The organism is Nonomuraea endophytica (assembly GCF_014203235.1).
Taxonomy (GTDB): domain Bacteria; phylum Actinomycetota; class Actinomycetes; order Streptosporangiales; family Streptosporangiaceae; genus Nonomuraea; species Nonomuraea endophytica.
The window spans coordinates 162,553-177,447 of record NZ_JACHIN010000009.1 but is presented as its reverse complement, the minus strand read 5'-3'; the positions used below and the strand labels follow the sequence as shown (position 1 = coordinate 177,447).

The following is a 14,895-nucleotide window of genomic DNA, read 5'->3' as shown; positions in this document are numbered from 1 at the left end:
AACCTCAGGAGAGGCGGTCGAGCAGCGCGTTGTATTCCTCCCACAGCTCCTTGGGCAGGTGCGTGCCGAACTTCTCGAAGTGCGGCGGGATCTGCGCCGCCTCCTCGCGCCAGACGTCCTTGTCGACACTGAGCAGGGTCTGGAGGTCCTCCTCCGCGATCTCCAGGCCCTCGGTGTCGAGATCCCTGGGCAGCAGGCCGATCGCCGACGGTACGGCCTGGGCCTCGCCGTTGAGCCGGTCCACGATCCACTTGAGCACGCGGCTGTTCTCGCCGAAGCCCGGCCAGATGAACTTGCCCGCGGCGTTCTTGCGGAACCAGTTGACGTAGTAGATGCGCGGCAGCCGGGCGCCTTCCCTGTCGCCGATCTTCAGCCAGTGGCCGAAGTAGTCGCCCATGTTGTAGCCGCAGAACGGGAGCATCGCGAACGGGTCGTGGCGCAGCTCGCCGACCTTGCCCTCGGCGGCGGCGGTCTTCTCGGAGGCGACGTTGGCTCCGAGAAAGACGCCGTGCTGCCAGCTCAGCGATTCGGTGACCAGCGGCACCGCGGTGGCGCGGCGGCCGCCGAACAGGATCGCCGAGATGGGCACGCCCTTGGGGTCCTGCCATTCGGGGGCGATGGTGGGCGCCTGCGAGGCAGGGGTGGTGAAGCGGGCGTTGGGGTGGGCGGCCGGTTCGTCGCTGTCCGGGGTCCAGTCGCGGCCCTTCCAGTCGGTCAGGTGCGCGGGCGGGATGTCGGTCATGCCCTCCCACCACACGTCGCCGTCGTCGGTGAGCGCGACGTTGGTGAAGATGCTGTTGCCCCAGAGGGTCCTGATGGCGTTGGCGTTGGTGACCTCGCCGGTGCCGGGGGCCACGCCGAAGAAGCCGGCCTCCGGGTTGATCGCGTAGAGCTGGCCGTCGGCGCCGAAGCGCATCCAGGCGATGTCGTCGCCGACCGTCTCGACCTTCCAGCCGGGGATCGTCGGCTGGAGCATGGCGAGGTTGGTCTTGCCGCAGGCGCTCGGGAACGCGGCGGCGATGTAGCGGGTCTCGCCGCTGGGCGGGGTGAGCTTGAGGATGAGCATGTGCTCGGCCAGCCAGCCCTCGTCGCGGGCCATGACGCTGGCGATGCGCAGGGCGTAGCACTTCTTGCCCAGCAGGGCGTTGCCGCCGTAGCCGGAGCCGTAGGACCAGATCTCGCGGGTCTCGGGGAAGTGGCTGATGTACTTGGTGCTGCTGCAGGGCCAGGCGACGTCGTCCTGGCCGGGCTCCAGCGGCGCGCCGACGCTGTGGACGGCCTTCACGAACTCGCTGTGTTCCTCGATGAGCCTGAGAGCCCGCTCACCCATCCGCGTCATGATCCGCATGGAGACGGCGACGTAGGGCGAGTCGGTGATCTCGACGCCGAGCTGGGAGATCTCGCCGCCGAGCGGGCCCATGCAGAAGGGCACGACGTACATGGTCCTGCCGCGCATGGAGCCCTTGAAGAGCTCGCCGAAGGTGGCCCGCATCTCGTCCGGAGCGATCCAGTTGTTGGTGGGACCGGCGTCCTGCTCGCGCTCGGAGCAGATGTAGGTGCGGTCCTCGACACGCGCCACGTCGCTGGGGTCGGACTTGGCGTAGAAGCTGTTGGGGCGCTTGGCCAGACGCGTGAACGTGCCCTGTTCGACGAGGAGGTTGGTCAGGCGCGTCCACTCCTCCTCTGAACCGTCGCACCACTCGATCCGATCGGGCTGGGTCAGGGCGGCGACCTCGTTCACCCAGGCGACCAATTCGGCATTGCTCGTCGGGGCGGGTACTTCTACAGAAACGGACACGGCAGCGACTCCTCCACTTCTCAGGGCCAAAACATCATTAACGACGACGACCGGTTTTAGCCAATTGGCATAGACCTGTTGTCGCAGGCAGAGGCCCTGGTGATTGGGGAAGCCTACCCACATGAACGGGTTCTAAAGAAAACCCTCGAATCAGTGGTTTAGGCCAATGTGAATGGTCTAAACCAATAACGGAAGAGGTTTAGTCCTTTCGCCGGAGCGTTTCCGCTGCGCAGTCCTAGGAATTGACGTCCGGGCCGGAGGAGCGGACGCGGTCGACGTGCTGCAGCGCGTCGCGCAGATCGGCGAGCCACGTGTCGGTGTGCTTGCCGACCAGGCGCACGCACCACGCCAGCGCGTCGCTGCGGCTGCGGGCCACGCCGGCGGCCACGAGGGTGTCGAGCACCTGCCGCTCGGACTGCCGGAGCCGGGTCATCACCGGGACCGACAACGTGGTGAACATCACGGTCTCGCCGCCGCAGACCACGCCCCAGGACACCTTCTGCCGGAACTTGCGCTCCGCCTCCCTGGCGATCTCGATCCGCCGCTCGCGGGTCTCCTCGCGGAAGCGCCTGATCAGTCCGTCGATCAGCGCCGCGCGCTCGGCCTCGCCGCCCTCGGCCGGCGGGTCGGGCAGCGTGCCGAGCACGGCGATCTCCTCGCGGTCCAGCACGATCTCCGGCGGCGCCGAGAACCAGTTCTCTGGCATGCGGCCGGTGAACCAGCCGCGAATCTCGCTTTCCATGTAATCAACATTACACACTTGCAGGCCGTAGCCAAGAGCCCGCTCGGGCGGAAAACAAGGGGAAGGGAGAACGTCCTAGCGGACGCGGGCGGCGACCGAGGGCGCGATGCGGACCACGCCCGCGAAGTTGCGCATGCCCACCGGCGAGACCTTGACCACGTCACCGGTGCGCGGCGCCTGGAGCATCTTGCCGTTGCCCAGGTAGATGGCCACGTGGGAGATGTACCCGGGGTTGGTCGGGTCGTGCCGCCAGAAGATGAGGTCGCCGGGCTGCGCCTGGGCGTACGGGATCTGGGGCCCGGCCACCCACTGCTGGTGCGTCACCCGCGGGACCCTGATGCCCGCCTGGGCGTAGGCCCACTGGACCAGCCCCGAGCAGTCGAAGGTCTCCGGCCCCTCGGCGCCCCACACATAGGGACGGCCCAGCTTCGACAGGGCGGCCTTCAGCGCGACGGTGATCTGCTCGCCCGACATGAAGGAGTTGCCCTGGTAGACCAGGTTCTGGACCGGTGGCGGGCCGACCGGGTTGATCTCGGCGATCTGGGTGCCCTTGGGCAGGATGCCCATCAGCTTCTTGCGCAGGTTCGCCGAGTTGGCCTTGGGGGCGCTGACGATGAGCGCGTTGTCCTGCGGCAGGCCCAGGGTCCGCGCGGTCTGCTTGGAGACCACCGCGTCCACCGCGCCGAAGCCGGTCGTCGCGTAGGCGCCCACCCGCAGCGGGCCGCCGGGACCGCTCACCTGGCGGTGCAGGGTGAGGCCGCCGTCGTTGCCGAGCACGAAGGAGACGGCCACGTCGCCCCGCGCCACGTTGGTCCACAGGCCGTCGGAGGCGGCGGTGACCTTCGGCGTGTACGCCCGGAAGGTCGAGGGGTCCACGCCGAGCGTCTGGACCCGCTTGCCGTCGATCATGACCGAGGCGGCGTCGGCCAGTTCGAGCGCCCTGATGCCGCGCACCTTCGCCACCTTGCCCAGCAGCGGGGTCGTGAAGGGCTTCTTGGTGACCACGAACAGGTTCGGCTTGTGCAGGCGGCCGAGCGGACGCACCCCCGGGTCCTGGGGGCTGGTCTGCGCCACCAGGTTCTCCTTGGGCGGCGCGGCCGGCTTGCGGCGTACGGACTGGGCGGTCTTGACCTCGGGCTCAGGCGGGCTCTGGAACTCGCCCAGCAGCAGCACGTCGGCGGTGAGCACCGCGACCAGCGTCACCACGATGAACGGGATCAGCCTGCCTAAGTCGCGGCGCCTTCGCGAGGTCACCAGGAACGCCAGATCCTGCCGGATGCCCGAGGCACGCGGAGGATCCGCCGGGCCCACGGCCCGGCGGAGGTTGTCGTTCTGTGTCGTCAAATCTTGGTCGTCAATTGCCGATGTACGGCACGGCCTCGAGGATCTCGACCGTGTTCTGCCGGCCGTTGGGCAGCGAGTACGTGGCCCGCTCACCGATCTTCTTGCCGTTGATCGCGGCGCCCAGCGGGGACTTGGGCGAGTAGACGTCGATCGGGGCGCCGGTCTCCTCCCGGGAGGCCAGGAGGAAGGTCACCTCGTCATCGTCGCGTTCGAAGCGGATCGTCACCGTCATGCCGGGGCCCACCACGCCCTCGGTCTTGGGCGCCTCGCCCACCCTGACGTTGTCGAGCAGCTGCCGCAGATGGAAGATCCGGGCCTCTATCTTGCCCTGCTCGTCCTTCGCGGCGTGGTAGCCGCCGTTCTCCCGCAGGTCGCCCTCTTCGCGAGCGGCCTCGATCTTCTTGGCGATGTCGACGCGACCCGGGCCCGAAAGGTAGTCGTACTCCTCCTTCAGGCGGTCGTACGCCTCCTGCGTCAGCCAGGTGACGTTCTCATCGCGAGAGTCGGCCACGGGATCTCCTTGCTTACTTAGGGGGCCCTGAGTTCACTTGGGGTTACGAATTGCGAAAGGCTAACAAGTTAGCTGCTCGAACGCTTCCCCAAATGTCTCACTATACGAGATTGCAGTACTGGATGTGGACGGAAGTGGCCTGGGCAGTGGTGTCCAGACGCTCCTTGAGCTGCTTACTACCCTCACCTGGGGGGATTCTTACTTCCTTGCTGCCTACTTCTCCGTGGTTGACGTCGGTCGCGCGCAGGCGGCACACGGCCATCCGGTCGGCCGGCTTGCTCACCGTGAAGGTGATCTCCGCCTCGTCCGGGCGTTCTATGGAGAAGGTGATGACCTGAGGCTTGGCGCCGGTGGCGCCGCCCGTCATCGACCACATCACATAGCCCCAGCCACCTGCGACGATGGCGACCAGCACCCCGATCACCACGTGCACAACCATGCGGCCCCCGCGCCTCTGTCGATCGGGGAAGTCGTCGGGTGTGCCGAGAACGGGCCCGTTCTCGGCATCTCTGGTGGCCATGGCGGAATCTCCCTGCACTCCCTAAGCGTTATCCGAGACAATTGTCGCCCGCGTGGGCCCCGCCCTCGCGACCGCCCAGCAGAAACTAACCTCTCTGGGCAACTGATCGGTCCAACTGAGGAGACATCGAGCCCGTGAGTGCACCGCTGAGGCTGATGGCCGTCCACGCCCATCCGGATGACGAGTCGAGCAAGGGCGCCGCCACGATGGCGCGCTACGTGCGCGAAGGCGTCGAGGTCCTGGTCTGTACTCTCACGGGCGGCGAGCGCGGTTCCGTGCTCAACCCGAAGATGGACCGTCCCGAGGTGGTCGCCAACATCGCCGAGATCCGCAGGGCGGAGATGGATCGCGCGCGCGAGATCCTCGGCGTCCAGCAGCGTTTTCTCGGTTTCATCGACTCGGGGCTGCCGGAGAGCGAGGACGAGGAACTGCCCGACGGCTGCTTCGCGCTCCAGCCGCTGGAGAAGGCCGCCGAGCCGCTCGTGGCCGCGGTCCGTGAGTTCCGCCCGCATGTGATCATCACGTATGACGACGACGGCGGCTACCCGCACCCCGACCACATCATGACCAACCGGGTCTCCGTCGAGGCCTTCGAGGCGGCCGGCGACCCCGACCGCTACCCGGGCACCGGCGACCCGTGGCAGCCGCTGAAGCTCTACTACCAGATGGGCTTCACCAAGGAGCGCTTCGAGGCGCTGCACGACGCGATGACCGAGCGCGGCATCGGCTCGCCGTACGCCGACTGGATCTCCCGCTGGGAGGACCGGCCCGCCAAGTGGCCGGTGACCACCCGGGTGCCGTGCGCCGAGTACTTCGACGTCCGCGACCAGGCGCTGATCGCCCACGCCACGCAGATCGACCCCGACGGCTGGTTCTTCAGCTGCCCGCGCGAGCTGCAGCAGGAGATCTGGCCGACCGAGGACTACCACCTGGCCCGCTCGCTGGTCGACACCGATCTGCCGGAGGACGACCTGTTCGCCGGCATCCACGCCGACGACCCCACCCCCGCCTGCCACTGACCGCCACTGAACGAGACCGGGTGCCGGTCCGACCACCGCACCCGGATGGCAGACTGGAAGAGTGACAGTTCTGGCAGCTGGCGAAGTCAGCCCCGGCCTGCTCGGCTTCCTCGTCGTGGCGGCCATCGGCGCGGCCCTGTACCTCTTGATCAAGTCCATGAACAAGCAGATGGGCCGGATCACGGTGCCGCGCGACGGTGACGTGCCCGACGAGAAGAAAGCCGAGTAGATGCCGACCGAGATAGTCGACAACTCGACGGAGAGCCGCTTCGAGATCCTCGTGGACGGCAGGGTCGCCGGGTTCGCCGACTACAAGCTGCTGCCCACGAAGATCGTTTTCACGCACACCGAGGTGCTGCGCGAGTTCGAGGGCCAGGGCCTGGCGGGCCAGCTGGTCAAGCACGCGCTCGACGCCAGCCGCGACACCGGGCTGAAGGTCTCGCCGCTGTGCCCGTACGTGAAGAGGTACATCGAGCGGCACCCCGACTACCAGGACCTACTCAGCGGGTGACCAGGCGCGCTCCAGCGCCCTCGGCAGTCCCCACCAGCCGAGCGGCGTGAGCACGTCGTCCTCGTCCACGGCGCCGAGGTAGCCCCACAGGAACACCACCGGCAGGAACAACGCCTCGGTGGTGGCGAGGTCCTCCTCGTCGCCTTCGGCGCCCTCGACGTCGATGTCCTCGGACTCGGCGATGAGCCTGGCGATCCGCTCCGGCGAGGCCAGCACGCCGGGGCCCAGCCTGGCCAGGGCTGCCACCGCGGCCAGCCAGTCGGCGTGCTGGATGGCGCAGAGGTTGGCCAGCACCGTGTCCTCGTGGCCGAGTTCGGCATCCAGGTCGGAGAACTCCTCCGGGTCCTCGACGTCGGCCAGGTCGGAGATCGGCCCGGCGATGCCGGCCGCGACCGCGGTCCACAGGTCCGCGTCGTCGTCGGGCAGCGGCCGGTCGTCCAGCCCGGCGCAGGCGCGCAGCACGTTGCCCGGATAGCCGGGCACCCCGAGGATCTCCCGCAGGCGCTCGGCCGCCCGCTCCAGGTCGGCCTCGGGGAGTTCGGGACGCCTGGGCAGCTGGGCCACGATCCGGCGCAGCTCCGACAGCGCGAACGCCTCCTCCTCGTCCCAGGCGGCGAACAACTCCTCGTCCTGCTCGTCGCTGACCGCGTGTCCTGGCACCCGCCCGTCGGGCAGCGGCGAGTTGAGCCACCGCTCCTGCAGGTCCTCGTACGCGCGGCGCTCCTCCTGCTCCTCGCGGGCCAGCGCGTCCGGGTCGATCTCACCCGTCGCGATCCGCTCCTCCAGGAAGGCGACCATCAGGTCGTACATCTCGGCCGCCACCGGGCCGCGCTCGTCCTCCTCCGGCCAGACGAAGTAGCCGGGGGTCAGCAGGATCGGCTCGCTGCCCGTGGCCTCCAGCCACCGCTGCACCTCGCCGACGGTGGCCGCGCCCGACTCGATCGAGCTGAGCATCGCCTTGGCCGACTCCCAGAACGGCAGGGAGAGCGGGTTGGCCGCGCCCATCAGGGCGCGGCGCAGGTCGGGCATGGCCACCAGAGCCACTCCCGACGGTACGGCGAGCAGCGCGCGGGCCACGTCCCTGCGAGTGAGGGCGGCGGCGGGGCGGCCGGCATGCCTGCTGACGAAATCCAGATCCACGCTCCGTAACCTACGCCCCACGACGGCGGCACGTCCTGGACCGCCCGGTTCGTCCCGGTGACCTAGTTGGTCGGTTCTGACAGGATGGTCACATGAACCGGCTGGGTAGTGAGACCTCTCCCTACCTCCTCCAGCACGCCGCCAATCCAGTCGACTGGTGGCCATGGGGAGAGGAGGCGATGCAAGAAGCGAGACGGCGGGACGTACCCCTATTGATCAGTGTGGGTTACTCATCCTGCCATTGGTTACTCGCTTCTTGACCGCCACTGATGCCATGTGATGGCGCATGAGAGCTTCGAGGACGAAGCCACCGCCCAGTTGATGAACGAGCATTTCGTCTGCGTCAAGGTCGACCGCGAGGAGCGGCCCGACGTCGACGCTGTTTACATGAGCGCGACCCAGGCCATGACCCACCAGGGCGGCTGGCCGATGACGGTGTTCGCCACGCCCGAGGGCCACCCCTTCTACTGCGGCACCTACTTCCCCCGCGCCACCTTCCAGCGGCTGCTGCTCGGCGTTCACCAGGCGTGGGCGGGCGACCGCGAGCAGGTGCTGGCCCAGGGGTCGAAGGTGGTCCAGGCGCTCAACTCCCACGCCTCGCTGCCCAACGGCCCGCTGCCCGAGGCGGCCACGCTGGAGCGGGCCGTACACAATCTGCGCGCGGGCTTCGACGCCGAGCGCGGCGGGTTCGGCGACGCGCCCAAGTTCCCGCCGTCGATGGTGCTGGAGTTCCTGCTGCGCGCGGGCGAGCGCGAGATGTCGGCGCGCACGCTGGAGGCGATGGCCAGGGGCGGCATTTACGACCAGCTCGGCGGCGGCTTCGCCCGCTACAGCGTGGACGCGGGCTGGGTGGTGCCGCACTTCGAGAAGATGCTCTACGACAACGCCCTGCTGCTGCGCGTCTACACCCACTGGTGGCGGCTGACGCGCGAGCCGCTGGCCCGCAGGGTCGCGCTGGAGACCGCCGACTGGCTGCTACGCGAGATGGGCACAGCCGAGGGCGGGTTCGCCTCGGCGCTCGACGCCGACAGCGAGGGCGAGGAGGGCAAGTTCTACGTCTGGACGCCCGCCGAGCTCACCGAGGTGCTCGGCGCCGGCGACGGCGCGTGGGCGGCGGAGCTGTTCGAGGTCACCGGCACGTTCGAGCACGGCACGTCGGTGCTGCAACTGCTGCGCGACCCGGCCGACGCCGCACGCTACGAGAAGGTCCGCGAGCGGTTGCTCGCCGCCCGTGACCTGCGCGTACGGCCCGGCCGCGACGACAAGGTGGTGGCCGCATGGAACGGCCTGGCCATCGCCGCGCTGGCCGAGACCGGCGTCGTGTTCGAGCGCGACGACCTGGTGGCGGCGGCGCGGGCGGCGGCCGTGCTGCTGGACGAGGTGCACGTCACCGGCGACCGGCTGACCCGCACCTCGCGCGACGGCCGGGCCGGCGCCAACGCCGGCGTGCTGGAGGACTATGCCGACGTGGCCGAGGGCCTGCTCGCCCTCTACTCGGCGACCGGCGAGACCCGCTGGTATTCGCTGGCGGGGACGCTGCTGGAGACCGTGCTCACCCGGTTCGCCGATGGCGAGGGCGGCTTCTACGACACCGCTGACGACTCCGAGCGGCTGTTCCAGCGGCCGCAGGACCCGACGGACAACGCGGTGCCCTCCGGGCAGTTCGCGGCGGCCGGGGCCCTGCTGTCGTACGCGGCGCTGACCGGGTCAGGACGGCACCGCGAGGCGGCCTACGACGCGCTCGGCACCGTTTCCGTGCTGGCCGTGGGCCATGCCAGGTTCGCGGGCTGGGGCCTGGCGGTCGCCTCGGCCGCGTTGTCGGGGCCGGTGGAGGTGGCCGTGGTCGGCGCCCCCGGCGATCCCGGCACGCGGGCGCTGCACCGGGAGGCCATGCTGTCCGGCTCGCCGGGCCTGGTGATCGCCCTCGGGCCGTCGGAGGAGGTGCCGCTGCTGGCGGGGCGCTCGGCGATCGACGGCGGGGCCGCCGCCTACGTCTGTCGTAACTTCGCCTGCCGGCTGCCCGTGACCACCCCGGAGGATCTGCGGGCGGAGCTGTCGGCTTAAAGTACCGGGATGGCTAACCTACGGGAGCAGATTCTCCGCGAACTTGGGGTCAACGCGACCATCGTCCCCAAAGTCGAGATCCGCCGACGGATCGACTTCCTCAAGGACTACCTGCGCTCGACCCCGGCCAAGGGCTACGTGCTCGGGGTCAGCGGCGGCCAGGACAGCACGCTGACCGGCCGGCTGTGCCAGCTCGCCGCCGAGGAGCTGCGGGCCGAGGGGCACGCGGCCACGTTCGTCGCGGCGCGGCTGCCGTACGGCGTGCAGGCCGACGAGCACGACGCCCAGATCGCCCTCGACTTCATCCGCCCGGACCGCTCGATTGCGGTGAACGTCAAGCCGGGCGCGGACGCCACCGCGGCGCAGACGGCGCTCGGCGTGCGGGAGCTGCTGGGCGAGGAGTCGGCGTTGCGCGACTTCGTGCGCGGCAACACCAAGGCGCGCGAGCGCATGGTGATCCAGTTCGCGATCGCCGGGCAGCTCGGCATGCTCGTCGTGGGCACCGACCACGCGGCCGAGGCGGTGACCGGCTTCTTCACCAAGTACGGCGACGGCGGCGCCGACCTCACCCCGCTGACCGGGCTGACCAAGCGCCAGGGCGCCGCGCTGCTTCAGGAGCTGGGCGCGCCGCCGAGCGTCTGGGAGAAGGTGCCGACCGCCGACCTGGAGGACGACCGGCCCGCGCTGCCCGACGAGGTGGCGCTCGGCCTGACCTACGCCCAGATCGACGACTACCTGGAAGGCGCCGAGGTCACGCCGGAGGTGGCGGCCAAGGTCGAGTCGGCCTATCTCGCCACCCGGCACAAGCGGGCCCTTCCGGTCACGCCGTACGACGACTGGTGGCGGCCGGGGGCCTAGCCGTTGGGACGGCCGCCGTTGCCGGGGCGGCCGGTGTTGTCCCGGCCGTCGCCCGGTCCCGTGGTGGGGACGCCGGGACCGTTGTCGCCCGTGGGCGGGCCGGTCTCCGGCTCCTCCGGGACGGTCGGGTCGTCGCTGGGAGTGTCCGTGGGCTCGGGCTGCGTGGGCTCGAACGTCGGGTCGGGCGTCTGGGTGACGTCGTCGTTGGGCCAGTCGTCCGGCTCGCGGGCGTTGTCGTCGCGCAGGGCGCGGTCGTCCTCGGGCTCGGAGTCGTAGGTGCCGTAGCCGAAGTCCGTGGGCTCGGGGAACTGGACGACGGGCTTGCCGGCCATCGCCTCGGTCATGAAGGCCCGCCAGATCTGGGCCGGGAGCTGGCCGCCGAACTGCACGCCGTACCCGGGGATCTCGACGGTCTTGTTGTCGTCGCGGAACATGTTCACCGCGGTCGCCATCTGGGCGGTGAAGCCGTTGAACCACACCGCGCCCGAGTCGTCCGTGGTGCCGGTCTTGCCGGCGACGGGGCGGTCGTAGAGGCGGGCGGCGGTGCCGGTGCCGTACTTGACGACCTGCTGCATCGCGTACGTGGCGTCGCCGGCCGCCTCCTTGCTGATGGCCTGGGCGGTGGCCGGCTTGATGGTCGTCTTCTTGCCGCGGGCGTCGGTGACCGACTTGATGACGTGCGCCTCGGCGTGTACGCCGCCGTTGGCGAAGGTGGAGAAGCCGGAGGCGTTCTGCACGGCGCTGACCGAGGCCACGCCGAGCGGGAACGAGGCGGCGCCCTGGTGCTGCTTGAGCTGCGAGGCGGGGATGCCCATGGCCGTCGCGGTGGCGGCGACCTTGTCGAGGCCGACCTTCTGGCCGAGGTCGACGAAGGCGGTGTTGACGGAGCTCTGGGTGGCGCGGATCAGGTTGATGTGGCCGTAGGAGCGCCCGCTGTCGTTGGGGATGGGGTGCGCGGGGTCGGAGGCCACGCGCATCGGCGAGTTGCCGTCGACCCGTGTCGAGAGGCCCATGCCGTCGTTGAGCGCGGCGGCGAGCGTGTAGGGCTTGAAGGTCGAGCCCGCCTGCACCTGGGAGGAGAAGGCGTTGTCGTACTTGTACTGGGAGGCCTTGCCGCCGTAGAAGGCGACGACCTCGCCGGTGGACGGTTCGACCGCGGCCAGGCCGACGCGGATCTTCTTCGGGGTGTTGGCCGGGATGACCTGCTTGACCGCGCGGGCGGCGGCGTCCATGAGCTTCTTGTCGAAGGTGGTCACGATCTTCAGGCCGCCGCTGTTGATGGCCTCGTCGGTGTAGCCGCGCCGGTTGAGCTCGGCGCGTACCTGGTCGACCATGTACTGGCTCTGGCCCTTGAACTCGAAGGGCTTCTTCGGCGCCTTGAGCGTGGGGAACTTCTCGGACGCCGCCTGGGCGGACGTCAGCGCGCCGATCTCGCGCATGCCGTTGATCACCGAGGTCCAGCGGGACCTGGCCGCGTCGAGGTCGCCGCCCTGGGGGTCGGCGAAGCGGCTGGGCTGCTGGATGACGGAGGCGAGGTAGGCGGCCTCGGAAACGGTGATCTTGCTGACGTCCTTGCCGAAGTAGGCCTGGGAGGCGGCCTGCACGCCGTTGGCGCCGCGGCCGAAGTAGATGGTGTTGAGGTACTGCTCCAGCACCCATTCCTTGGACTTCGACTGATCGACCTTCATCGCGATCAGGATCTCTTTGAACTTGCGGGTGACCGATCGCTCCTGGCTGAGCCCGCTGTAGTAGTTGCGGACGAGCTGCTGCGTGATCGTGGAGCCGCCCTGCAGCTGCTGGCCGGTGACGGTGGACCAGACCGAGCGCACGGTGCCCTTCACCGACACGCCGCTGTCGGTGTAGAAGGAGCGGTTCTCGATGGCGATGACCGCGTCGCGCACGTGCTTGGGCACGCTGGCGAGTGGAACGTTCTTACGGTCGACGCCCTGCCGGGCGATCTCGGTCTTGCCGTCGCGGTAGTAGATGACCGAGCCCTGTGCGGTCGCCTGCTTCTGCGTGCTGTCGGGAATGGGAGTCATCGCCCACGCGATGCCGAAGAGCCCGATCATCACGACGATTCCCACACCACTGGCGATTAGGAAATAGCGGAGAATCCGCCGCTTTCGCATGCCCTTCTCCCCATCACTCCGCACGCGCAACCCCCCGATCGCCCTCTGCTCCGCCCTCGCGACCTGGGCGAATGTCAAGGGTAAACGATCGATAACGGTGCCTCGACCCTGAACCCGATGGTACGTCTACCGCGCCACACGACGCGGGACATCCGCGACCAAGGGCAGCACACGGTATGGGACAGGTGTGTCGAGCGCGATTACGGAGGATGTTCTGAGCACCCCCTGGACTTCCACGATCTGGTCGATAACCCGCTGGAGGTCGGCATTCGTGCGCGCCACGACCCGGCAGATGAGATCGCTCCCGCCGGTGATCGTGTGAACTTCGAGCACCTCGGGAATGTGGGCGAGCCGGTCCGCCACGGGGTCGTGCCCGGCCACCTGGCGAATCTCCATTGTGACGAACGCCATGACGTCGTAGCCCAGCGCGGCGGGCGAGACGTCGGGCCCGAACCCGGTGATCACCCCCCGGGCGATCATGCGATCCAGGCGCGCCTGGACGGTCCCGCGCGCCACGCCGAGCCGCCGCGAGCACTCCAGGACGCCGAGCCGCGGCTCAGTGGTTAGCAGACTGAGCAGTTTGGCGTCCAGTTCGTCGATGGCCATGGACAGATTGTCCACCAAAACAAGTCACTGTTGCGCACTAAGCTCATCAAATTCAACAGTTAGCCCTATGAGCGACGTATTTCCGGTGAACGGCATGCACGCCGTGGTCTTCGCGGTGGGCAACGCCAAGCAGACCGCCCACTACTACTCGACCGCCTTCGGAATGCAGCTGGTGGCCTACCGGGGCCCGGAGACCGGCAGCAGGGACGAGGTGGCGTACGTGCTCAAGTCCGGCGGCGCCGTCTTCGAGTTCAGGTCCGCGGTACGGCCCGGCCACGACCTGGCCCGCCATGTGGCCGAACACGGTGACGGCGTGATCGACCTGGCCATCGAGGTGCCCGACGTCGAGGCGGGTTACGCCTATGCCGTCGCCCACGGGGCCCGGGGGCTGGCGGAGCCGTACACGATGGAGGACGAGCACGGGAAGGTGATCGTCGCCGCGATCGCCACCTACGGCGAGACCCGGCACACGCTGATCGACCGCTCCAACTACAACGGCCCCTACCTGCCCGGCTACGCCGCCCGGGAGCCGATGGTGGCGCCTCCGGCCAAGCGGTTCTTCCAGGCGATCGACCACTGCGTCGGCAACGTCGAGCTGGGCAAGATGGATGAGTGGGTGGAGTTCTACCGCAAGGTGATGGGCTTCACGAACATGGCGGAGTTCGTGGGCGACGACATCGCCACCGAGTACTCAGCGCTGATGTCCAAGGTCGTCGCCGACGGCACCAGGAAGGTCAAGTTCCCGCTGAACGAGCCCGCGATCAGCAGGAAGAAGTCGCAGATCGACGAATACCTCGAGTTCTACGGGGGCCCCGGGGTCCAGCACATCGCGCTGGCCACCAACGACATCCTGGCCACGGTGGACAACATGCGCGCGGCGGGCGTGCAGTTCCTCGACACGCCCGACTCCTACTACGACGACCCCGAGCTGCGCTCGCGCATCGGCGAGGTCAGGGCGCCGATCGAGGAGCTGAAGAAGCGCAAGATCCTCGTGGACCGCGACGAGGACGGCTATCTGCTCCAGATCTTCACCAAGCCCGTGCAGGACCGGCCCACGGTCTTCTTCGAGCTCATCGAGCGCCACGGCTCGCTCGGCTTCGGCAAGGGCAACTTCAAGGCGCTGTTCGAGGCCATCGAGCGTGAGCAGGAACTCAGGGGCAACCTTTAGTTTGTCCTGACCCGGTGGTGGTGATCTTGCTTGCATGACACCACCACTGGCGGGGCGCTGGCGGCGACTGTTCTCGGGCATCCTGGACGAGATCATCATCGCGATCGTCTCGGTACCGTTCAGCTGGAACAGCTGGACCTACGTCTGGGACTCCAGCCGGGGCATCTGGGAGCGCATCCCGACGCAGCACGTCTTCCTGCAGTCGGTCATCGCCTTCCTCTACTTCTGGCTGCTGCACTCCTACTGGAACGGCCAGACGGTGGGCAAGAAGCTCTTCGGCATGCGGGTCGTGCAGGAGAACGGCGGGAAGGCCACGGTCGGCCAGGTGGCCATCCGCGAGGCGGTGCGGACCGTGCTGAGCTGGCTGTGCTGCATCGGCGCCCTGCTGGACCTCGGCTGGATCCTCTTCGACCACCGAAAGCAGGCGCTGCACGACAAGGCGGCCAAGACGCTCGTCGTGGATGCCTGAAGCAGGCTCTCACCTA

At 68.7% G+C, this 14,895-nt stretch carries 14 protein-coding genes and 1 pseudogene; 7 read left to right on the top strand and 8 right to left on the bottom strand.

The genetic code is table 11. From position 1 onward, the window contains the following. Positions 1–4: 4 nt before the first annotated feature. From HNR40_RS31320 to HNR40_RS31300, 5 genes are all read right to left on the bottom strand, one after another. The gene (locus HNR40_RS31320; RefSeq protein WP_312896577.1) at positions 5–1,798 is read right to left on the bottom strand and encodes a phosphoenolpyruvate carboxykinase (GTP); all 1,794 of its coding nucleotides are present in this window, start codon (positions 1,796–1,798) and stop codon (positions 5–7) included. 235 nt (positions 1,799–2,033) lie between these two features. After that, on the bottom strand, positions 2,034–2,540 hold the full coding sequence (gene abmR, locus HNR40_RS31315; RefSeq protein WP_184967658.1) for an ATP-binding transcription factor AbmR: 507 nt from the start codon (positions 2,538–2,540) through the stop codon (positions 2,034–2,036). 75 nt (positions 2,541–2,615) lie between these two features. Continuing rightward, positions 2,616–3,884 carry a C40 family peptidase gene (locus tag HNR40_RS31310; protein ID WP_221341059.1) on the bottom strand — a complete coding sequence of 423 codons (1,269 nt, stop codon included), beginning with the start codon at positions 3,882–3,884 and terminating at the stop codon, positions 2,616–2,618. A 10-nt stretch (positions 3,885–3,894) separates the two neighbouring features. Beyond that, a complete protein-coding gene (greA, locus tag HNR40_RS31305) occupies positions 3,895–4,395 on the bottom strand; it encodes a transcription elongation factor GreA (protein ID WP_184967656.1) in 501 nt (166 codons plus the stop codon). A 100-nt stretch (positions 4,396–4,495) separates the two neighbouring features. Continuing rightward, positions 4,496–4,915 carry a DUF4307 domain-containing protein gene (locus tag HNR40_RS31300; RefSeq protein WP_184967655.1) on the bottom strand — a complete coding sequence of 140 codons (420 nt, stop codon included), beginning with the start codon at positions 4,913–4,915 and terminating at the stop codon, positions 4,496–4,498. Positions 4,916–5,049: 134 nt separating this feature from the next. Between HNR40_RS31300 and mca the strand changes: the two genes are divergently transcribed. The 3 genes from mca (at position 5,050) to HNR40_RS31285 (ending at position 6,445) form a co-directional block, all read left to right on the top strand. After that, entirely contained in the window at positions 5,050–5,934 is an 885-nt protein-coding gene (mca, locus tag HNR40_RS31295) for a mycothiol conjugate amidase Mca (protein ID WP_312896576.1), read from the top strand. 61 nt (positions 5,935–5,995) lie between these two features. Then, positions 5,996–6,163 (top strand): hypothetical protein, encoded by a 168-nt coding sequence (locus tag HNR40_RS31290; RefSeq protein ID WP_184967652.1) that lies wholly within the window; start codon positions 5,996–5,998, stop codon positions 6,161–6,163. Beyond that, the gene (locus tag HNR40_RS31285) at positions 6,164–6,445 is read left to right on the top strand and encodes a GNAT family N-acetyltransferase (RefSeq protein ID WP_184967651.1); all 282 of its coding nucleotides are present in this window, start codon (positions 6,164–6,166) and stop codon (positions 6,443–6,445) included. Here HNR40_RS31285 and HNR40_RS31280 read toward each other — a convergent pair. Continuing rightward, on the bottom strand, positions 6,431–7,585 hold the full coding sequence (locus HNR40_RS31280) for a hypothetical protein (protein ID WP_184967649.1): 1,155 nt from the start codon (positions 7,583–7,585) through the stop codon (positions 6,431–6,433). The genes HNR40_RS31285 and HNR40_RS31280 overlap by 15 nt on opposite strands. 92 nt (positions 7,586–7,677) lie before the next feature. On the opposite strand from HNR40_RS31280, the pseudogene HNR40_RS31275 reads away from it, so the two are divergent. Then, positions 7,678–9,649: pseudogene (locus HNR40_RS31275) on the top strand (thioredoxin domain-containing protein). Between the two features lie 9 nt (positions 9,650–9,658). Continuing rightward, complete coding sequence (gene nadE / locus HNR40_RS31270) at positions 9,659–10,507, top strand: NAD(+) synthase (RefSeq protein ID WP_184967647.1); 849 nt, start codon at positions 9,659–9,661, stop codon at positions 10,505–10,507. Here the strand turns inward: nadE and HNR40_RS31265 are convergent. Both HNR40_RS31265 and HNR40_RS31260 read right to left on the bottom strand, forming a co-directional pair. Further along, positions 10,504–12,636, bottom strand: a complete 2,133-nt coding sequence (locus HNR40_RS31265) for a transglycosylase domain-containing protein (RefSeq protein WP_184967645.1) — start codon at positions 12,634–12,636, stop codon at positions 10,504–10,506. The two genes, nadE and HNR40_RS31265, sit on opposite strands and share 4 nt — an antisense overlap. A 126-nt stretch (positions 12,637–12,762) precedes the next feature. Beyond that, a complete protein-coding gene (locus tag HNR40_RS31260; protein ID WP_184967643.1) occupies positions 12,763–13,242 on the bottom strand; it encodes an Lrp/AsnC family transcriptional regulator in 480 nt (159 codons plus the stop codon). 67 nt (positions 13,243–13,309) lie between these two features. Between HNR40_RS31260 and hppD the strand changes: the two genes are divergently transcribed. Together hppD and HNR40_RS31250 are read left to right on the top strand one after the other, a co-directional pair. Continuing rightward, the gene (gene hppD / locus HNR40_RS31255) at positions 13,310–14,410 is read left to right on the top strand and encodes a 4-hydroxyphenylpyruvate dioxygenase (protein ID WP_184967641.1); all 1,101 of its coding nucleotides are present in this window, start codon (positions 13,310–13,312) and stop codon (positions 14,408–14,410) included. Positions 14,411–14,444: 34 nt separating this feature from the next. After that, on the top strand, positions 14,445–14,879 hold the full coding sequence (locus tag HNR40_RS31250) for an RDD family protein (protein WP_184967639.1): 435 nt from the start codon (positions 14,445–14,447) through the stop codon (positions 14,877–14,879). Positions 14,880–14,895 lie beyond the last annotated feature (16 nt).